14 protein-coding genes and 1 riboswitch are annotated in these 19,588 nt (G+C 57.5%); of the genes, 3 read left to right on the top strand and 11 right to left on the bottom strand.

Annotation, left to right across the window (positions count from 1 at the left end):
- The first annotated feature begins 24 nt into the window (after positions 1–24).
- Complete coding sequence (locus ACTNC3_RS08635; RefSeq protein WP_441227157.1) at positions 25–708, top strand: hypothetical protein; 684 nt, start codon at positions 25–27, stop codon at positions 706–708.
- Between the two features lie 52 nt (positions 709–760).
- Here the strand turns inward: ACTNC3_RS08635 and ACTNC3_RS08630 are convergent, their stop codons facing one another.
- The 4 genes from ACTNC3_RS08630 to ACTNC3_RS08615 all read right to left on the bottom strand — a co-directional run bounded on the left by ACTNC3_RS08630 (position 761) and on the right by ACTNC3_RS08615 (position 6,326).
- Positions 761–2,803: a hypothetical protein gene (locus ACTNC3_RS08630; protein WP_441227156.1), complete on the bottom strand. Its 2,043-nt coding sequence runs from the start codon at positions 2,801–2,803 to the stop codon at positions 761–763.
- Between the two features lie 8 nt (positions 2,804–2,811).
- Complete coding sequence (locus ACTNC3_RS08625) at positions 2,812–3,741, bottom strand: AAA family ATPase (protein WP_441227155.1); 930 nt, start codon at positions 3,739–3,741, stop codon at positions 2,812–2,814.
- A gap of 17 nt (positions 3,742–3,758) precedes the next feature.
- Positions 3,759–4,760, bottom strand: coding sequence for an ATPase P (locus tag ACTNC3_RS08620; protein WP_441227154.1), 1,002 nt, complete (start codon positions 4,758–4,760; stop codon positions 3,759–3,761).
- 84 nt (positions 4,761–4,844) lie between these two features.
- Positions 4,845–6,326 (bottom strand): carbon starvation CstA family protein, encoded by a 1,482-nt coding sequence (locus tag ACTNC3_RS08615; RefSeq protein ID WP_441227153.1) that lies wholly within the window; start codon positions 6,324–6,326, stop codon positions 4,845–4,847.
- A gap of 654 nt (positions 6,327–6,980) precedes the next feature.
- On the opposite strand from ACTNC3_RS08615, the gene ACTNC3_RS08610 reads away from it, so the two are divergent.
- Positions 6,981–8,336, top strand: a complete 1,356-nt coding sequence (locus tag ACTNC3_RS08610; RefSeq protein ID WP_441227152.1) for an MATE family efflux transporter — start codon at positions 6,981–6,983, stop codon at positions 8,334–8,336.
- Between the two features lie 245 nt (positions 8,337–8,581).
- On the opposite strand, the gene ACTNC3_RS08605 is transcribed toward ACTNC3_RS08610, so the two are convergent.
- A complete protein-coding gene (locus ACTNC3_RS08605; protein ID WP_441227151.1) occupies positions 8,582–9,340 on the bottom strand; it encodes a cyclase family protein in 759 nt (252 codons plus the stop codon).
- Positions 9,341–9,674: 334 nt separating this feature from the next.
- Here ACTNC3_RS08605 and ACTNC3_RS08600 point away from each other — a divergent pair, with 334 nt between their 5' ends.
- Positions 9,675–10,568, top strand: coding sequence for an MBL fold metallo-hydrolase (locus ACTNC3_RS08600; RefSeq protein ID WP_441227150.1), 894 nt, complete (start codon positions 9,675–9,677; stop codon positions 10,566–10,568).
- A 413-nt stretch (positions 10,569–10,981) separates the two neighbouring features.
- Here ACTNC3_RS08600 and ACTNC3_RS08595 read toward each other — a convergent pair whose 3' ends face one another.
- From ACTNC3_RS08595 to ACTNC3_RS08570, 6 genes are all read right to left on the bottom strand, one after another.
- Positions 10,982–13,339, bottom strand: a complete 2,358-nt coding sequence (locus ACTNC3_RS08595; RefSeq protein ID WP_441227149.1) for a hypothetical protein — start codon at positions 13,337–13,339, stop codon at positions 10,982–10,984.
- A gap of 332 nt (positions 13,340–13,671) precedes the next feature.
- The gene (locus ACTNC3_RS08590; protein WP_441227148.1) at positions 13,672–15,048 is read right to left on the bottom strand and encodes an alanine/glycine:cation symporter family protein; all 1,377 of its coding nucleotides are present in this window, start codon (positions 15,046–15,048) and stop codon (positions 13,672–13,674) included.
- Positions 15,049–15,248: 200 nt separating this feature from the next.
- Positions 15,249–15,342: riboswitch (glycine riboswitch) on the bottom strand.
- A 90-nt stretch (positions 15,343–15,432) separates the two neighbouring features.
- Positions 15,433–16,053 carry a flavodoxin family protein gene (locus ACTNC3_RS08585; protein ID WP_441227147.1) on the bottom strand — a complete coding sequence of 207 codons (621 nt, stop codon included), beginning with the start codon at positions 16,051–16,053 and terminating at the stop codon, positions 15,433–15,435.
- Positions 16,054–16,114: 61 nt separating this feature from the next.
- Positions 16,115–16,660: a prolyl-tRNA synthetase associated domain-containing protein gene (locus tag ACTNC3_RS08580; RefSeq protein WP_441227146.1), complete on the bottom strand. Its 546-nt coding sequence runs from the start codon at positions 16,658–16,660 to the stop codon at positions 16,115–16,117.
- Positions 16,661–16,760: 100 nt separating this feature from the next.
- Positions 16,761–18,530, bottom strand: coding sequence for an ABC transporter ATP-binding protein (locus tag ACTNC3_RS08575; protein ID WP_441227145.1), 1,770 nt, complete (start codon positions 18,528–18,530; stop codon positions 16,761–16,763).
- A gap of 256 nt (positions 18,531–18,786) precedes the next feature.
- Positions 18,787–19,431 carry a hypothetical protein gene (locus ACTNC3_RS08570; RefSeq protein WP_410043826.1) on the bottom strand — a complete coding sequence of 215 codons (645 nt, stop codon included), beginning with the start codon at positions 19,429–19,431 and terminating at the stop codon, positions 18,787–18,789.
- Positions 19,432–19,588: the final 157 nt, after the last annotated feature.

Below are 19,588 nucleotides of genomic sequence, written 5' to 3'. Positions count from 1 at the left end.
TCAAAAACGAAAGGAAATAATACTATGAGAAAGAATATGATCAACAGCAGCATGAAGAGCATCCTCCTCGCGGGGATCCTGATCGCGACGGTCGCGACGACGGCGTGTGCGGGTGTGAAGGCGCAGGGCGTGACACCGAAGACCACCGAGACAGAAACCAGCGGTCCATACGTACCGACCGCGGATATGAATCAGGAAGCAGCGAAGCCGGAGGCAGGCATGGCGTTCGATGACGCATACACGAAAACCGACGCAAATCAGGAGGCGGGCATGGCGCTCGATGGCGCATATACAAGCGCTGACGCGTCGGATCTTCAGATCAACTACTACGATACCGAGGAGGCGGGTGGCATCATGACCCTGGAAGCCGCGAACCACTGGGCGCGCTTCGATTTCTTCTCGAATCCGACGATCGGCGAGGACTGGAGCTACACCATGGATAACAACATCCTCGATGTCGAGAAGACCTACACAGCGAAGGATCCGTCCGATACCATGAATATCAATGATGGCACCACCCGTTTCATGCTCACCCCGAACGCACTCGGCACCGTGACCGTCACCTTCAACTACGGTAAGGCCGGCGCAGAGCCGGATGACACCATGATCTACACCTTCGTGGTCGATGAGGATCTCCGCATCACCCTCGTGAAGGCCGAAAATCCACACGGTGACAAGAGCATGATCGTACGCCCGGTCGTAAAGTAAACAAAAAAGCGATGACTCCTCTTTTGAGTCATCGCTTTTTTGTTTACCTGTTTTACAGTTCTTCGACGGCCTTCGTGAAGATCTCGCCGGCGGCGCGGGCGAGCTGGGCAATGTCGTGAATCCGAACCTGATGATGGCCATACATGAGGCTGAGGTTCCCGAGGTTTTCTGTTCGTCCGAGGAAAAGTCCGTACACGAGGATGCCTTGGGCGCGCATCTCCGCGATGGCGTCGGCGGCGTCATCGACCGCCGGGCGGCCTTCATAGGCACTGCCGAAGGGGTACTTCTCACAAGCGGAAAGGCGCGTCGAGTCATCCGGGCTCGCATCCGTCAGGACGATCAGGATGTGTTTTCGGTCACCGGGGCTCCCGCCGGCAGCCATGCCGGGTTTCAGTGCAGACGGCCCGCCAGCACCGGGCATGCTGTGATTTCGCACACCTCCATGCTCCGTTGACATGGTGGCTTTCTGTGCTTCCAGGCGTCGATCAGCTGCCGGCATGCCCGTGCTTCGTGCTTCAGAAACAGCGAGGTTTCGCCGGCTTCCGTGCAGGAGCTCCTCCGCGGCGAGGCGCAGGCCGAGGCCGTCGCGGTTCCAGCCGGCGGCATAGAAATGAAAGAGGTGCGCGCAGTCCCGCTCGGAGAAGTCCTTCATCTTCTCAAGAACAGTGTAGCCGCGGAGCGAGCGGAAATTCCAGACAGCGGCCGGCATGTGGCAGTTTTTCAGCGCTTCCGCGAGGATCCAGGCCTCGGCAGCGAGCTGCTCCTGCATCTGCATGCGGGAAGCGCTGGCGTCGAGCAGCAGCGTCACATCGAGCGGCATCTCCCGCTCCGGGCGCTGCTTTTCGAAGACATCCGGGTCATGCACGACCGGCATGCGCCAGGCGCGCACCGGATCGAGGCGGCCCACAGGGGCATGCACTGCGACGTTCTCCCGAAGATCCGACAGCGTGAGCTCGAGGCGCGCCGAAAGGCGTCGCACGAGTGAACGCGCAAGCTCTCCCTCCGACTCGAAGAAGCGCCGGTTCGCGAGCGCCTGCTGCGCACTGTCCTGCCGCACCTTCGCCGTTTCAGAGTCGAAAAAGCCGCCACGCGACGCTGCCACGTCTGTCCGGGTGCCTGTCCCCGAAGCTTTTCCTGCCCCATCTTCCGTTCTCTGATTTGTCCGACTGATGTCGTTCATCTGTGCACCAGATTTCTCGCGCAACCAGGTCCGGCCATCCGAAGAGCCCATACCGAACTTCCCATCCGTCACATACACGTGGCAGCCGCGGTGCCCGCCGACGCAGAGCCGCGCCTCGAGCTGCTGCAGATCCTCGTCCGTATACAGCGAGCGTCCGAAGCAAGCTGTGATGTAGGCGCGCTCACCCGTCGCCCCCGCGCCGCCGTGCTTGCCATCCGAAGCCACCGGCGTCCCGGCGGAGGCATTGGCCGCGTACGTGTTTTTCATCATCAACGTGTCGGTGTGCTGGTGCTCGGTTCTGAAAATGTGCTGCAGAATCCAGGCCTCCACCGTGTTCAGGCGAATGTGCACGGGCTTCACTTCAGCCTCTCCGCGGTAGGCGAAGAAGCGCGTGAGGATCGCGCGAAGGGTGGCGGCCACCTCGTCCGAACTGAGATCCGGGTCGAGCTCGAGGGCAGCGGCGAGGGCCCTGCGGTCGGGCGCATACACCCGCGTTTTCCGGCCGAGCACGCGGCTCCAGCGGATCGTCTGCTGGTCGAGGAGGCGCTTGTTTTCCGCCATCCACTGCTGGCGATTGAGATTCTGAAGGTGCGCGAAATACGCCTCGGCATGCTGCACACGAAGCGTCTCAAGTGCGGGACGGGACGGCAGCTCACGCGCATAGACGTAGGACTCGATGCCGAGCCAGAGGGTGTCACTGAGGATCGCCGCACGCCGACTCCGGGACACTTCCTCGAGCAGCGCCTCCGTCGGGCGACCGAGCCACTTATGTGCGAGCCCGATGACGAGGTTCATGTAGAGGTCCGCGCTGCCATCCTCTGTAAACGACAGAAAATCCGGCGTGAAGGCATAGTCTCCCGCTGCCGTCCACACCAGATTTTCCGCTCTTTTCCGCTCGTCTTCTGTTCCAGCCATACCTCACCTCAGTCAAATACTTCTCTCCCGTCGCGGTCCGGGATCCGTGCAGTGATCACGTCGCGGATCAGCTGCTGCTCATGTGGGTCGAAGCACTTGTTGACGATGCCCATGTCGAGGGCCGTGCGGATCGAGATACCGAACTGCATGAGGCCGATCGCATCCTGCAGGCCGCGCAGGTCCACCGCCCGCTCCGAAATCTCCGCGTGCTCCGCCTTGTCATTCAGCTCATAAAAGAGCTTCACAAACTGGTCACGCCAGCTCTTCCGGATCGTCAGGAAGCGACCCTCGAGCACACGGCAGAGGTTCTCCTCCGAGATGATCGGCATCGCGATGACGAGAAAACGCGACGCCAGCGCCTCATTGAGCTCGCGCGTGCCTTCGTAGCCGTAGTTCATCGTCGCGATGAAACGTGTCGCCGGATGCAGCTGCAGCCGCTCATAGCCCGGCACATCGATGACCCGCCGGTGATCCAGCACACTGTGCAGCACCGCCAGCGCCTCGTTCTTCGCCATGTTGATCTCGTCAAGCACCGCGAAGCCGCCGTATTTACCCGCGAGGTAGACCGGCCCCGGTTTGAACACGACCCGACTTCCATCGAAGCTGTCCGCCCCGATCATCGACGCCGCATCCATCCCCACATGGAAGGACACATCCCACACCGGGCGCTCAAACAGCGCCGCCAGATTCTCGCAGAGGATGTTCTTGCCCGTCGCCTTCGGCCCCGACAGCAGCAGATTTCGCCCGCTGAGAAGCGCCGCGACCGTCGCCTCCCAGATCTCCCTGCCATAATACGGACACTCCGGCGTCGGGATTCTCGCCACCAACTCCTGTGTTAATACGGATGCATCGGAAGCATACGCCTGCGCCTTATTCAGAAGATCCGAATCCACGCCATCCTTCTGAAGTAATTGAATTAAATTCTCTTTCACTTTCATATTCACATCTCGTCCCACTACTCGTAATCGAAGTTCAGAAACATAGGTTTGATTTCGACGACTTCATCGTACTCCTTCTGCGAGACGGTGACGCTCGAGTTCAGGGCCTGCAGGTCCTTCTTCACGAGGGCGAGGGCGTCCGCCGGTGTTTCAGCGCGGCCCTCGCGGATCACGCGGATCATGCGTTCGATCACAACCGGATGGGCATAGCGGGCCGGCACGTCGAGGGCTTCACCGACGAGCGCGTGCTCCATCTGCTCGACGGCAGAAGCATTGGCCTCACGCACCTTCTGCACGTTGTTCTGTGCGTTCGGCAGCACACGCGACGCGGCGAGCAGAAAGATGATCGCGAAGCCGAAGAACACGACGTAGATCGCGGTCGTACCGCCCTGCAGGAGTCGGACAATGCCGAAGGCCGTCGCGCAGATGGCCATGATGAGGACGACGAGGGCCACCCATTTCGCGCTCGGATTCACGCGCTGGACGATGCGGAGCTGCTTCGCAGACGCGGAGAGCTGGCGGTACAGTGCCGGCTGCTTCTCAAGCGTCGCCTTCTCCGCCTCGAGCTTCTCGATCGTTGCTTCGGCAGCCGGCGTGAGGTGCTCGGCGTAGCGCCGCTTCTCTTCCTCTTCCGCGGCACGCAGCTTCTGCTCGGCCTCGCGGCTGTGGGTCGGGAGCTCCGGACAGCGCTTCGCGACCTCCTCGAGAAGCGTGTCCGCGAACGGCTCAGCCTGCACAGCACAGCTGATCTGGTGCCCGCTCTTCAGCTCCACGACGATGTACGCCATACTGCCGAAGATCCCCTTGCCGGTGAAGCCGCCCTTCGACATCGCGACCTGCTTGAAGATGCGGTTCATGTCCGTGAAGAGGACGTAACGGCTCCGGTCCAGCATCAGCGAGGACAGGAACACGGCCCGATCGCTGACGCCGAGACGCCCGATCTTCACCATGTGCTTCTTTTCGATATTCAGTTCCTCCGGAGACAGGTCCGTGGCCACGGCTGATAAAAACATTCCCATAATTTCGTCAATCCTTTGCTGTAGATTTACAAAAGGCGGAAGTGCCACCACCTCCGCCTTTCGCATGAATATTCAGTTTTAAGTTTATGCCTTCGCAGGCTTCTTCGTAGCCTTCAGGAAGAGACCGAGGAAGAGAATGGCGACGATGATGCCGATCGGATAAGCGACCATGGTGTTGTAGATCGTCGCGCCCTCTGCAGTCTTCTGGTTCACGAAGCCACCGAGACACTCCGGAGCGAGGATGAAGTAGGTCGCGCTGACGGCGCTCATGAAGGTCGCCGGTACAGCGGTGATCCAGTAGTTCTTCTTCTCGCGGAAGAGGTACATCGATGCGGCCCAGAGGACGATCATCGCGAGGGTCTGGTTCGTCCAGCTGAAGTAACGCCATACGATGGTGTAGTCGAGCTGGGAAATGATGGCACCGGCACCGAGTACCGGGATCGTCAGCATTAACCTCGTCTTCCAGTTCTTCATGTCGAGGCCAGCCCAGTCGGCGATGGTCAGACGTGCGGAACGGAAGGCGGTATCACCAGAGGTGATCGGGCAGGCGATGACGCCGAGCATCGCGAGTGCGACACCGACGGAGCCCATGGTCTTGATGCAGACGTCGTAAACGGCGGCAGACTGACCACCTGCGAGGCTCTCCTGCAGTCCGGTCGAAAGTCCACCGGTCTTCTCATAGATCGCGCAGCCGGCAGCGGCCCATACGAGGGCGATGATGCCTTCGCCGACCATCGCGCCGTAGAATACGAAGTGGCCCTGCTTCTCGCTCTTCAGGCAACGTGCCATCAGCGGGGACTGGGTAGAATGGAATCCGGAAATCGCGCCGCAGGCGACGGTGATGAACATGAAGGACCAGATCGGGGTTCCCTTCGGGTGCATGTTGTAGAAGTTCGTCCAGATCTCAGGGATCGTGTAGGCCGGATTCGTCATGATACCGAAGATAACACCGACAGCCATCGCGATCAGGCAGATACCGAAGATCGGGTAGATACGTCCGATAATGGCATCGATCGAGATGAAGGTGGCGATGAAGTAGTACAGCAGGATGATGGCGAGCCAGAAGGAACCGTTCGCCAGCAGTCCGGTGCCGGTGCCTGCCGGATCGATCATCTTGACGATCAGGCTGGCCGGGCCCTTCGCAAATACGGTACCGACCATGACGAGGAGAACGACCGAGAATACACGCATGACGTTCTTCATAGCACCACCGAGATAATTACCAGTGACCTCCGAGATAGAGCCACCGTTGCTTCGCTCGGAAAGCATACCGGAGAAGTAATCATGGACACCACCGGCGAAGATGGTACCACAGGTGATCCACAGGAAAACGACCGGGCCCCAGAGTGCACCCTGCAGGGCACCGAAGATCGGGCCGAGGCCGGCGATGTTCAGAAGCTGAACCAGGAACAGCTTCCACTGTGGCATGACGACGTAATCGACGCCATCATTGATTCTGACGGCCGGTGTTTCACGGTCATCCGGTCCGAAGGTGCTGTCGACGAGCTTACCATAGGTAAAATAGCCGGCGACGAGTGCGATCAGACATAAGAAAAAGCTAGTCATACAAGCCTCCTTAGCGCAGTGGACATACTAAGGCCATACGGAATTGCATGGACATATCCCCCTCCACTGCTATTATTAATTTCCATCTTAGTCTTCTGAAATTTAATATTCAATAGTTTTTGTGAAATCAATTTTCGAAATTTTAGATGTTTCGAAATTTTCATGCAGATTGCACGAAAATTTTTTTCATTTTTGAGCAGAAATCATCTTGAATTCTGGCGGAAGCGTGATTCACGGGGTGTCATGGGGGCGAGGGTTTACAAAATCAAGTACAGCCGCCCGGCCCTCTTGACAAGTGAATTCCATCAATGGTACATTAGCACTCCAAAACCATGTAATGGAGTGGATTTTTCTGAAGCGACAATGCGCGCTTTATTTTTCGCCACACAGCCGGGAGGCTCTCCCCGCTGCGTGGCCTTTTTTTGCGCCGAAAACGGGGGTCTGACCCCATTAAATTTTTCTAAACAAAATCTAAAGCTGGAGTTTATGGGGTCAGACCCCCTTACGAAATTCTTAAGATGATGCCCGGCAGCCGCGGGGTCTGACCCCATCGGACATTCGGCATCCCTGTTCCGGGGCCATGACGGGGTCAGACCCCCAGTCGTCCCGGGAAGCCAGGATGTGCAGCTACTATAATGAAGTAAAGGAGAACTTATGGACCAGACATTTATGAAGGATCGTCCGATCGTGCCGCTCGTGATTTCCATGGCGATTCCGATGACGATTTCCATGCTCGTGAACTCGCTCTACAACATCATCGACAGCTACTACGTCGCGCGCATCAGCGAGCAGGCGATGACCGCGCTGTCCCTCGTCTACCCGGCGCAAAATCTGCTCATCGCGGTGACGGTCGGCTACGGCATCGGCATGAACGCCGTGATCGCGTATTCGCTCGGCGCGGGGCTTCAGAAACAGGCGAACACCGCCGCGACCCTCGGTCTTCTCGGAAACATCCTTCACGGCATCCTCATCAGCGTGCTCTGCATCTTCGGGATGTCGGCCTTCGTAGGACGATTTTCGGACAATGCTGACATCATCCGCCTGGGCACCGAGTATGCACGTATCGTCTTCCTTTTCGGTGTGCCGAATGCCGCCGCCATCTCCTATGAGAAGATGTTCCAGGCGATCGGCCGTATGAAGGTTTCGATGATCAGCATGCTGATCGGCTGTCTCGTCAATATCGTGCTCGACCCGATCATGATCTTCGGCTTCGGTCCGATCCCGGCCATGGGAATCGCCGGCGCGGCCTGGGCGACCGGCATCGGACAGGTCGTCTCCCTCCTCATCTACCTCGTCGTCTACTACCGCGACCTCGCGAACATCCCGATTCGCATCGCTCCGCGGAAGATGCATCAGGTCGGCGCCACCCTCGTAAAGGTCTACAGCATTGGCATCCCGGCAGCCCTCAATCTGGCGCTGTCCTCCCTGATGATCACCGTACTGAACGGCATCCTCGCCGTCTACTCCGCGTCGTATGTGCTCGTGCTCGGCGCGTATTACAAGCTGCAGACCTTCATCTACCTCACCGCCAACGGGATCGTCCAGGGCATGCGACCGATCTGCAGCTACAACTACGGTGCCGGCGAGTTCCGGCGGCTGAAGGCGATTTTCCGCACCGGACTCGCGATGGTGAGCGGCGTCATGGTGATCGGCACGCTGCTCTGCATTCTGCTGCCGAACCAGCTCATCGGGATTTTTGCGTCCAATGCTGACACCATCCAGCTGGGGCGCGAGGCGCTGCTCATCATCTGCCGCGGCTTCATGCTTTCCGGCGTCTCCGTCACCATCTCCGGCGTCCTCGAGGGCCTCGGCAAGGGCGCGGAGTCCCTCGTGATCTCCCTCGCTCGCAATATCGTCGTGCTCCTGCCACTCGCCTATGTCCTGAGTCAGGCGATCGGCGCCGCCGGCGTATGGCACGCCTTCTGGATCACCGAAGCCACCGCCGCTGTCCTCTCGATCCTCCTCTTCCGCCGCATCATGCGGAAGATCCAGGCCGAGGCGCAGAACTGACGGGGTCTGACCCCATTAAATTTTTCTAAACAAAATCTAAACTTGGAGTTTATGGGGTCAGACCCCCTTACGAAATTCTTAAGACGGAAGGTTAAACATGACACAAACCGGGAGTGCATCGTAGTGATACACTCCCGGTTTTGTATTTCATGATCTATGGATATCCAGAAACTCCAGGGCGGGTGCCGGATGGAGGCATTGGCCTGAAAGGGTCTCCGGCAGTTGGTCACCAGGTGCGATGCGCATCACTCCGTGATGGCCCAGACACGTGCCGGGAGGCCGGTCGCACCTTCGATGCGCGGGTAGGAAATGAGGACGACGGCGCCAGCAGGCTGCACCTGATCGAGGTTCGCGAGGACTTCTACCTGAAGCTTGCCCTGGTCGAGGACATAACGCTCGCAGGCGAGATCACCCTCTGCCTCGGCGACCGCGGACGAATCCGTGTCGAGGGTCTCGTGGCCATTGGCGGCGGCGTGGCGGACCTCATAGATGTACTTGAGTGCCTCGAGCGACCAGCCCGGTGCATTCTCATGGCCGTCGGCATCGATGCCGGACAGTGCGTCGATATCCGGCCACTTCTTGTACCAGTCGCTGCGAAGTGCCACCAGTGCCCCCTCCGGGATCTCGCCGTACTGCGCCTCATATGCGCGAATATCGTCGACCGTTACCGTGTAGCGCGGATCCTGCTTCGCCTGCTCGGAAATGTCGATGACCACCAGCGGGAAGATGAGATCATGCACGTCGTACTGCTCGGACAGTGCTCGTCCCTGCACGAAGTGTCCCGGGAAATCGATGTGGGTACCGAACTGACCCGGGAACTTGAAGGTCTGGATCAGGCACTCCAGCTCCGGCTTGCCCCAGTCCCACACCGTCGTGCCCAGCTCGACCGAGCCCTCCGGGATGCCCGACCAGTACGGACTCTCGTTGTTTAATGAGTGGGAAAGCTCCACCCACTTATACTTCTTTGCTTCCTTTAATGCATCCCAAAGCTTGTACTCTGCCATAATATCGTCTCCTTTCGGGTAACCTTTTCTTACGTGATGAAATCATCATAACACCTCCGTTTGATCATGCCTAATACCGGATATTTCGAATCAGTTATAGATTAATCCTATAGTTAAAAGGCGTTTATTTATAAGTGCAGGCATGCTGACTGCCATTCTATTCCGTATGATGGGTTCCATTTCAACGGCAGCGGTCAAACCCTGTTCGTTATGTTTCAGGGACTCTTTCAGACCTTGCTCTTACGCCTGCCGATGTCGTATTATATGAGCATACAGACAGATGCCATCTGATTCCGTGATGGGCATTCCCATATTCTCTGAAAGAAGGTATGAAATGAAAATCACCTACATCGAACACTCTTGTTTTCTGGTCGAAACAGCGGAATGCTATATGTTGTTTGACTACTACTGTGGTGACGTACAGCTTCCAGAGCTGGATCCTGTAAAACCGCTGCTACTCTTTAACAGCCACGCGCACCCTGATCACTTTTCGAAGGAGATTTTCACACTGCACGAGCGATATCCGAGGTCTTTCTTCGTACTCTCGGCTGACATCCCGGTACCGGCGGCCGTTCAGCCTTTCACCTGTTCAATGCTTCCACACGAGCACCGTCTCATCCAGCTCGCAGGCGGGCGGGCAGCTGTAGTGCCGACATCCGCTGACAAGCTGGTTCAGCCGATGGACACAAAACAACAGGAAGCTGTCTTTCGTGCAGGCATCCTGCGGGCGAGCGAAACTTCGATGAAGCCTCATCCTACATCAGAGGCGAGAATGGATGATAAGGCACCGGATGCACCGAACGTACATAGTATCACAGATGCTTCGATCATCGACGTTTCCATCGACACTCTCCGCTCGAATGATGAGGGCGTCGCGTTCATCGTCCGGCTCGGCGACCTCCGCATCTACCATGCCGGTGATCTCAACAACTGGTGGTGGGACGGCGATGTGGAGGATCAGAAGCTCGCGGACATCTACCACGAAGAACTCGAGCGCATCCGCGGACGACATTTCACAGCCGCCTTTATCCCCCTCGATCCTCGCCTCAATGGCTGGTGGAAGGGCATCGAGGATTTCATGCACTATGCCGACGCCGATCGGATCTTCCCGATGCATAACTTCGGCGAAAAGGGACTACCGAAGAAGTTCCTCGCCCTCGACTGTGCTGCCGGCTATAAGAACCGCATCTGCGATGTCGAGGAACCGCTGACCCGCTGGAAACTCTAAGATTTTTCGCAATAGGTGTCTCTGAAGATTTCAGGCATTATGCTTTTTCGCAATAGGTGTCCTGAAAAAATCCGGGCATTATGTTTTCTCAAACATCGCCCTGCTTCATGGGCTGTTTTTCCTTATTTTGACGCAATAGAGCTTCCTTTTAGAAAAGGGACATTACCTCAGGTAATGTCCCTTTTCTTATTATGACCGATTTTGTGTCAAATCTTTCGAAAATCTAATGCCCTTTTTTCTGATGCTCTTTTATTGCGAAAAAACATAATGTCATATTCTATTCAGAGCGCGATATCGTCAAACTTGGTTAATGTCTTTTTTCCCCAGGCCCCGGTATTGCGTCAAATTCAGAAAAAACTAATGTCACAGAGCCTGCGCAGGCCTGTTCTGCAAAAAGAGCTCCGATATCGCGCTTACGTAAAGGCCTTTTCTTCGCTCAGTGCGAGGCTTCCATCAAACCCGCTCATCATCATCGAGAAGCAGCGTGGTGTGCCGTTCGCATCCACGAAGGAAATACCGTGGTGCGGTGTATCGCCTGGGAAGGAAAGCTGCAGGTAGATCGACTGACCGGCTGCGAGCTTCGGTATACTACTCTTCTCGGTGCCATGGAAGTAGATATCGTCGGATCCCGCCTCAAAATCCATTTCCAGTGTGTAGATACGAACGTCGGTCAGTGTCTCGGTCGCTGTCAGCTTCGCAAACTGGCTGTATGCATCGTTCTCAAGCACGATCATCGCCGCGCGGTCCGCCGCACTCAGCATCCCACCATCTACAAAGGTTCCCGTAACTGCCAGATTTCCAGTGCTCATACTTTCCTCCTTTTCTGCTGCATCCGCAGCCGTTGCATCCCCCATCGCGAGGCTGAGCTCGCGCACTTCGTCGTCGCTGCCGAAGAGGTCATAGCCGCCGAGGTGCTGGTAACGCATGTACTCATACCACTCGTCGGTCTTCTCATTCAGTTCCTCCACGCGGCGGATCTGGAAGCTGCTGTAGTGCATCTGCCCGAGGTCCTCATCATAGAACTCGACGCAGAACACGAGGCCCTGCCCATTCATGCCGAGCCAGGTGCAGCGGCCCTCATAATTCAGATAGATTTCCGCGTCCACACACGCATCCTGATACAGGAACTTCGACGGATCGTTCGGATCGAAACCGAGGTAGAAGCTATCCGTGTAGCTCGTGCCGGCATCGGTATCGAAGCTCGTCTCCGTCGTGCAGCCCTCGTTCTCGTAGAGGCCCATCACCGTACGGCTGAACGTGTCGCTGCTCCCAAACATGTTCTTCTCAAGTGCTGCTGCGATTTCGCCTGCATTGCCCTCCCCGATCGCTTCGATGTTCACGATCCCGCAGGCCGGCTCGGTCAGGCAGAAGTGGCCGCCCCACGCGCCGTGGTAGAGATCGAGGTAAGCGATCATGCCGTCGTTCGAGACGAAGGTCGGCACGACATGCTCGCCGTGCATGATGGTCAGCAGCTCTGCGCTCACGTAATCCTTATAGACGCCGTCGACCTCATACTCCTTGCCATAGTCAATGCTTCCGACCCCGAACGCAGCCTCGGTCCACTCATTCTGCTCGATGCGGACGGTCATGCGACCATCCTCGTAGTTGACGAAAAGTGCATCGTCGAAGCTGAGCTCCAGATCATGACGCTCCGCGTTCATCACGTCCCCACTCGTACCCGCCTCGCGTGCATCTTCAAGCCTGTCTTCCCAGTCCTCTCCGGAGAGAACACGACCCGAAGCAGCATCATACTGATAGATCGTCTGCATTGGCTTAAGCTCGCAGTTGTAGAGACCGCCGCCCGCCATCACGTGGACCGGCACCGCGACCACGAGCTCACCGTCGTCGTCCAGATACATCGGGAGGTCCGACGTGATGTTGTCGTCCGCGAGGGTCTGCATGCGGTACTTCATGAACTCGGCGTAGAGGCTCTGGCGTTCGGCCTCGCCCGCGCTGCTGTAATAATCGGAATCGTACATATAGCGCACGGACTGGTCGAACTCGTAGGCAGCGGCCCTTCGGATCACACGAAGAAGTGCGGCCTCAACGGTTTCGCCGCTCTGCAGCTCGAGGGTCAGCGGTGCGTCGTCCTCGTCATCGTCAAAATCGTCGAAATCGTCTGCATCGGTCGGCACACCACGCACCAACAGCTGCGCGAGCTCCTTCGCCGACATGCGCGTGCCGTCCGTGAGGTTCAGGTTGTACGCGTAATACTCGGTATAATCGTCGAGGTTGCTGCTCTTCGTGAGGACGAGGCTCAGCGTGTCGCCGTTCAGGTAGCTGTCGTAGTCGACCTCGATCCAGCCCACGTAGTCGTCCTCCTTCTGGCTCGTCACATCCTCGCAGGCCGCCGCGATCGCCTGGTTGATTTCCTTCGCGCCGGCGCTGTCGGAGCAGATCTTCGGCACATGATAAGAAACATCGGTCCGATCCGCCGGGCCGTCGTTCACCTCGCCCTCGAAGGTGTAGCTGTCCTGCACGAGCGTCTTCAGCAGCTGCTCCTTCTTATCCTCGTCGAGCGCCGTAAAGTCGATGTCCTCCGGGAGCGCCGACGTCGATTTGTCCTTGCTCTCCACCTTCGACGTAGTGCCGCCGGATGGCTTCGGCCCCGCCTGCGCCGGATTCTTCCCGCAGCCCGTCAGAAACAGAAACATGCCGAAAAGGCACAGACCTGCCATCCAGCCGGTACGAAGCTTCCGGCTCGAACACCGACCCGCGCTCACTCTTCTCACATCGCCTGCGCTGAACTTCTCATGCTCTTTTCTATGCATCACACGCCTCCTTTCCAGACGAGAATTACAGATACGACGAAATAGCCTGGAATATACGACATCCCCAGTCGTTTCTCACTCTTTAAATCACGAACACCCGCAGGATGGCCACGCGCTGCCCGCCACCCGCTCTCTACTATTAATCTATCATAAATAGAAGGAAAAATGTTCTTCGTTTGCGCATTTTTTCTTACAAATCAGTGAATTTTGCACAAATTTAATAGTAGCCATGAACCACTTAAGGCCTGCAGTTTATGGGGTCTGACCCCATAAACTGCTGTTTAGATTCTGTTTAGAAAAATTTAATGGGGTCTGACCCCCTTACGAAATTCTTAAGATGAGGACTTCGCGGCGTTCACGTTCTTCACGACGAGGGCGGTGAGGGCGAACAGGGCGATGACGTTCGGCACGACCATGAGCTGGTTGAACATGTCGGAGAACTCCCACACAAGGTCACTCGAGGTCAGGGTGCCGAGGAAGATGAAGACGAGGGCGATCAGGGTGTAGACGCGGCTGCCGCGGTCGCCGAAGAGCCAGATCACGTTGATCTTTCCGAAGAGATTCCAGCTGAGGATCGTCGAGAAGGCGAAGAAAAAGAGGCAGATGGCGACGAACATCGCACCGAGGCGCTCGCCGAAGACGGTGCCGAAGGCGGTCTGCGCGAGATTGGCCTTGCCGATGGTCTCCGGAATCACACCGCCCGCGAGGATACCGTCACTCGTATACATCGTCGAGATGATGACCAGCGCGTTGAGGGTCAGCACCACATAGGTGTCGATGAAAACACCGACCATCGCGACCACACCCTGCTCATGCGGGCAGGAGACATTGGCCAGCGCATGCGCATGCGGGGTCGAACCCATACCGGCCTCGTTCGAGAAGAGACCGCGCTTCGCCCCCTGGCTAACCGCAGTCTTCAGGGCATAGCCGAAGCCACCGCCGATGATGGCCTGCGGCTGGAAGGCGTAGCGGAAAATCATCGCGAAGGTCGCCGGCAGATACTGGATGCGCAGCACGAGCACCGCGAGGCCGCCGATCAGGAACACGAGCGCCATCACCGGCACGACCTTCTCGGTCACGGACGCGAGGCGCTTGACGTCGCCGAGGAAGATGGCACCGCAGAAGATCACGAGGGCAATGCCGACGATCCACGACGGCACACCGAAGGCGGTACTGATCGTCGAGCCGATCGAGTTGGACTGCACCATGCAGCCGAAGAAGCCGAGCGCGAGGATGATCGCCACCGCGAAGAAGCGAGCGAGGAACTGGCCGAAGTGACCGCGGAATGCAGTCGTGATGTAGTAGACCGGGCCGCCGTGGATACTGCCGTCCTCACGGACTACTCTCGTCTCCTGCGCGAGGATCGCCTCCGCGTAGATGGTGGCCATGCCGAAGAAGGCGATGACCCACATCCAGAAGATCGCGCCCGGGCCGCCGGTGAGGATCGCACCACTCGCGCCGACGATGTTGCCGGTGCCGACCTGTGCCGCGATGGCGGTCGCGAGGGCCTGGAAGGAGGACATGCCGGCGGCGTGTTTCTTACCGGAGAGACTCAGCTCACCGAAGGTCTTCTTCATCCCATAGCCGAAGTAGCGGATCTGGACGAAGCCGGTCCGGATGGAGTACCAGAGACCCACGCCGAGAAGCAGGATCACGAGAACATAGTCGGACAGATAGGAATTGATCGTCTGGACAAGTGATAGCAGCATAATGTAGAACCCCCTGAAAATCATGATGTGCTGTCACTTCGGAGAATTGAAAGATGGTATCGCGGTCTGGTGCCCGGCCCCATGCAAGCATGGGCTTTGGCTCGTTTCTCGCGAAAAAAAAGAGCCTTCCGTTTCCGGCAGGCTCAAGAACTTCTACGCAAATACAAATACGTGTACGACATTGTACACACGATGATTTCACTTGCAGCTTCGTTCTTTTGCCTGAGAGATTCGGCGCATGCGCACCTTACACCTTCGGCATCCAACTGAATGGAATTCTCCAAAGCGCCCTCCATGTTCGGTTTCTTGCGATTCCTAACACTTCAACGGGTGAAACAATGTGGTAACACTACCATAAGTCTATACTATATGCAAGTGGTTTTTTCAGCGGATAAAGTTCGTGCGTGCACTCTTCTCCACCTCCGGGTGGTCGATGCCCGCCTTCCGTCCCGCCTCGATGCACTTCAGCATCCACGCCATATTGCGGGCGAGGTTCCGCATAGTCTGCATACCCTCGAGGTCCTGTCCGGCTTCACCCGGCACACGGCCATGCGCGACATTCCAGTAGGTGGATGGCACCGTCGGCATGTTGTTGATGCCGAAGTACTTCTCGAGCACATCGACGGAGGCAGTCGTGCCGGCACGTCTCGCTACAGCGACTGCTGCGCCCGGCTTGAACGCGAAGGCTGTGCCGCCGGCATAGAATGCGCGGTCGAGCAGCGACTGGATGCGGCCGCTCGGGTGCGCATAGTACACCGGTGTGCCGAAGATGAAGCCATCCGCTTCCTTTGCCTTCGCGATGAAAGCATTCGTCACGTCATCATCAAACACACAGCCCTTCTCCGTGCACTGGCCACAGCCGATGCAGTCCCGGATCGCCTGCCCGCCGATCTGGAAGATCTCATAATCGATGCTCTCCTTCTTCAGCTGCTCACCGATCTCCGTGAGCGCACGATTCGTATTCCCATCTGCCTTCGGACTTCCATTCAGCATTAAAACCTTCATATCTTACCTCCATGTAAAAAATCTATGCGGACAGGGGTCTGACCCCGTGCGGGCATCGCGGTCACGCCTCGCCGACCAGCTTCACCACGCGGTAATCGTGGTGCACGGCCTCGAGGTACTTCCCGAAGATGTCCGCGGTTCGGAGCTTCAGCGACGAGGTGTTCACGCACGGGTGGCAGCCGACATACTCGCCCTTCAGGACGTCCTCGTCAACCAGCAGCTGCACGTGATTCTCCGTGTCGTTCATGAGGCCCATGATGCTCACTGCGCCCGGGTGGATCTCGAGGAACTCCATCATCTGCTCCTCCTTCGCGAAGCTCAGGCGCGCGGAGCCGATCTGGTGCGACAGCTCCTTCGTCTTGAAGACCTTGTCGCCCGGCATCATCAGCAGGTAAAACTCCGTCTGCTGGCGGTTGCAGAGAAACAGATTCTTGCAGATCAGGCAGCCGAGCGCCGCGTCGATCACCTCGCACACCTCCATCGTCGTCGCCGGCGCATGATCTGTCCGCTGGTACGAGATCCCCAGCGAATCGAGCAGATCATACACACGCATCTCCTTCGGCTCACGCCCCTCCGCCGTCGCCGGCCGTCCATCAAATAATTGCATCTTTCTCTCCTCTTTAAACTTAATGGGGTCTGACCCCATAAACTTTTGTTTAGATTTAGTTTATAAAAATTTAATGGGGTCAGACCCCCTTACGAAATTCTTAAGACTTGAGTTCCTGGGTGCGCACCAGGGCGGCGTAGGCGCCGTTCCGGGCCATGAGCTCGTCGTGGCTGCCGAGCTCGATGATGCGGCCGTCGTCGATGACGGCGATGCGGTCCGCGTTCTTCACGGTCGCGAGGCGGTGCGCGATGACGATCGTGGTGCGGCCCTGCGAGAGCTTCTCGAAGGTCGCCTGGATGCGGGCCTCGGTCACACTGTCGAGCGCGGAGGTCGCCTCGTCGAGGATCAGGACCGGCGGGTTCTTCAGGAAGATCCGCGCGATGGAGATCCGCTGCTTCTGACCACCGGAGAGCAGGACACCCCGCTCGCCGACATTGGTTTGATAGCCCTCCGGCATCGCTGCGATGTCGTCCGCAATCTCTGCCTTCGCAGCCGCAAGCATCACCTCTTCCATCGTCGCATCGAGACGACCGTAGCGGATATTGTCGGCAATGCTGCCGGCGAACAGGAACACATCCTGCGAAACGACGCCGATGTTCTGGTGCAGGGACTCCTGCGTCACCATGCGGACATCGTGCCCGTCGAGGTAGATCGCGCCGTCCGTGACATCGTAGAAACGCGGAATCAGCTGGCTGAGCGTCGTCTTGCCGCCGCCGGAGGAACCGACGAAGGCCACGGTCTCACCCGGCCGGATGTCGAGCGACACGTCGTGCAGGATGCCCTGCCCCTTCTGGTACGCGAAGGACACGTGATCGACGCGGATCTCACCCTGCACGTCCTCCAGCGCAAGCGCGCCCGGGCTGTCCTGGAGCTCCGGCTCGGTCCGCATCAGCTCCACGAAGCGATGCAGCCCCGCCGTGCCGTTCGCGATCACCTCCGTGGTATTCGCGAGCTTCCGGATCGGATTCACGAAGGCCGACACATACATGCTGAACGCGATCAGGTCAATGACGGTGAGCTGGTCGTTCATGATGAGGGCGCCACCGACCGCGATGACCACCACGGACATCATGCAGAGGCAGAACTCCATCGTCGAATGAAATTCCGCCATCGCGCGGTGGAACCCGAACTTCGCGCTCCGGTAGCCTGCATTGGCCTTCTCAAACTTCTCGAGCTCCTCCCCCTCGTTCGCGAAGGCCTTCGCCGTCCGGATGCCGGACAGACCCGACTCGAACTCGGTGTTGATCAGGGAAACCGTTGACTTCACCTTGCGCGAGGCGTCGCGCATGTGGAAACGGCAGCGCAGCACCACCGACAGGAAGATCGGCAGCATGAGCGTCAGCACGAGTGCGAGCCGCCACTGGATGGTGAACATGATGACGAGCGCGCCGAGGATCGTCACCGAGCTGATGAAGATGTCCTCCGGGGCGTGGTGCGCCATCTCTGTCACGTCGAAGAGGTCCGTCGTGAGGCGGCTCATGAGCTGGCCGACGCGGTTATGGTCGAAGAAGCTGTAGTTCAGCTCCTGGATGTGCCGGAACAGGTCGCGGCGGATGTCGGCCTCGACGCGCGCGCCGAAGTTGTGGCCCCAGTACGTGATCACGTAGTAAAACACGGAACGCAGCACGTAGGCGGCGGTCACGACGGCCATCACCGTCCAGAAGGTGCGCCAGGCGTTCGCCGGCAGCAGCGTGTACATGCACCAGCGCGACACCGCTGGAAAGGCGAGATCGATCACCGCGATCGCCAGCGCACTCACCATGTCGAGGTAAAACAGCTTCCGGTGCGGTCGGAAATACGAGAGAAAAATCCGGAGTTCCGACCAGTTTTTGAAGTCTTTTTGTGTTGTGTTCTGATTCTTAAGTTCCATACATCACCTGCCTGGCAGTTTATGGGGTCTGACCCCATTAAATTTTTCTAAACAAAATCTAAAGTTAAAGTTTATGGGGTCTGACCCCCTTACGAAATTCTTAAGATGAGAAATTTCGCGTGGGCGGCCTGCGTCCACAGGGGATATTCTAGCAGATTCCGTACTATAAAACTACAAATCACATGTCAAAACACACGCCGGAAATGATCAAAAAAAGAGCCGGAGGTCTCCCTCCGGCTCCGCATCCTTAACGGAATTATTTATTTTCCTTCGCAGCGAGTGCAGCGGCTTCCTTCGTCGCCGGTGTTACCAGCGCCTTCTCTGCCGGTGCCTCTGGCTCATCGACCTCAGCTGCCTTGCCATGCTGATGTGCTGTGACATGAAGCACAGTATCGGTAAGCGGTGTCTTGATCTCAAGCTTGCCTTCCTTCGCGATGTCGAGATCACCGACGGTCAGTCTCGTGCCGACCGGATACTTCGCGAGATCGATCACGATATGATCGACGAGGTCCTTCGGATAGCCGACGAACTCGACCTCCTCACAGGTCTTCGTCAGGAAGCCCTGCGCCTTCTCTGCATTGATAAACTCGATGACTGCCTTCGAGTGGATCTTCTCATCGTTCAGCAGCTGCTGGAATGTAACATCAATATACTGATGCTTCATAGCATCGAAATCCACGCTCTTGATCAGAACGGAATACTTCGTACCATCGACCGAAAGCTCTGCCTCGGAGCCGACATGATGATCCTGGAAGAACATGCCGAGATCCTTCTGCGTCATGATGATCGCGAGGGACTCCTTCATTGCCTTACCACTGATCGAACCGGTCGCATAGCCTTCTCTTCTAAGCTTCTTTCCCTTGACGCTCAGATCTCTTGTCTTCGCCTCTAATGTCTCCATAACTACCTCCTGTGGCCTCTGCCACTGAAAATGTTATCCACGTCCACAGTGGGCGCGGCAGAAACATCGTAACATCCCCGGCAAATTTCCCGCGAAAGATTTCTGCTCTTACAGGATGTAAGGGCCGTGGTGATACGGTGCACAGACAACTATCTGT

It is taken from the genome of Oribacterium sp. HCP3S3_B9 (assembly GCF_052064255.1).
In the GTDB taxonomy this organism is placed as follows: domain Bacteria; phylum Bacillota; class Clostridia; order Lachnospirales; family Lachnospiraceae; genus Oribacterium.
This window is presented reverse-complemented; position numbering and strand designations above follow the sequence as displayed.

What these genes read in the sequence shown, in the direction of transcription:
- ACTNC3_RS08635 (WP_441227157.1), top strand. Translation starts at nt 25, where the DNA reads ATGAGAAAGAATATGATCAACAGCAGCATGAAGAGCATCCTCCTCGCG.
- ACTNC3_RS08630 (WP_441227156.1), bottom strand. Translation starts at nt 2,803, where the DNA reads ATGGCTGGAACAGAAGACGAGCGGAAAAGAGCGGAAAATCTGGTGTGG.
- ACTNC3_RS08625 (WP_441227155.1), bottom strand. Translation starts at nt 3,741, where the DNA reads ATGAAAGTGAAAGAGAATTTAATTCAATTACTTCAGAAGGATGGCGTG.
- ACTNC3_RS08620 (WP_441227154.1), bottom strand. Translation starts at nt 4,760, where the DNA reads ATGGGAATGTTTTTATCAGCCGTGGCCACGGACCTGTCTCCGGAGGAA.
- ACTNC3_RS08615 (WP_441227153.1), bottom strand. Translation starts at nt 6,326, where the DNA reads ATGACTAGCTTTTTCTTATGTCTGATCGCACTCGTCGCCGGCTATTTT.
- ACTNC3_RS08610 (WP_441227152.1), top strand. Translation starts at nt 6,981, where the DNA reads ATGGACCAGACATTTATGAAGGATCGTCCGATCGTGCCGCTCGTGATT.
- ACTNC3_RS08605 (WP_441227151.1), bottom strand. Translation starts at nt 9,340, where the DNA reads ATGGCAGAGTACAAGCTTTGGGATGCATTAAAGGAAGCAAAGAAGTAT.
- ACTNC3_RS08600 (WP_441227150.1), top strand. Translation starts at nt 9,675, where the DNA reads ATGAAAATCACCTACATCGAACACTCTTGTTTTCTGGTCGAAACAGCG.
- ACTNC3_RS08595 (WP_441227149.1), bottom strand. Translation starts at nt 13,339, where the DNA reads ATGCATAGAAAAGAGCATGAGAAGTTCAGCGCAGGCGATGTGAGAAGA.
- ACTNC3_RS08590 (WP_441227148.1), bottom strand. Translation starts at nt 15,048, where the DNA reads ATGCTGCTATCACTTGTCCAGACGATCAATTCCTATCTGTCCGACTAT.
- ACTNC3_RS08585 (WP_441227147.1), bottom strand. Translation starts at nt 16,053, where the DNA reads ATGAAGGTTTTAATGCTGAATGGAAGTCCGAAGGCAGATGGGAATACG.
- ACTNC3_RS08580 (WP_441227146.1), bottom strand. Translation starts at nt 16,660, where the DNA reads ATGCAATTATTTGATGGACGGCCGGCGACGGCGGAGGGGCGTGAGCCG.
- ACTNC3_RS08575 (WP_441227145.1), bottom strand. Translation starts at nt 18,530, where the DNA reads ATGGAACTTAAGAATCAGAACACAACACAAAAAGACTTCAAAAACTGG.
- ACTNC3_RS08570 (WP_410043826.1), bottom strand. Translation starts at nt 19,431, where the DNA reads ATGGAGACATTAGAGGCGAAGACAAGAGATCTGAGCGTCAAGGGAAAG.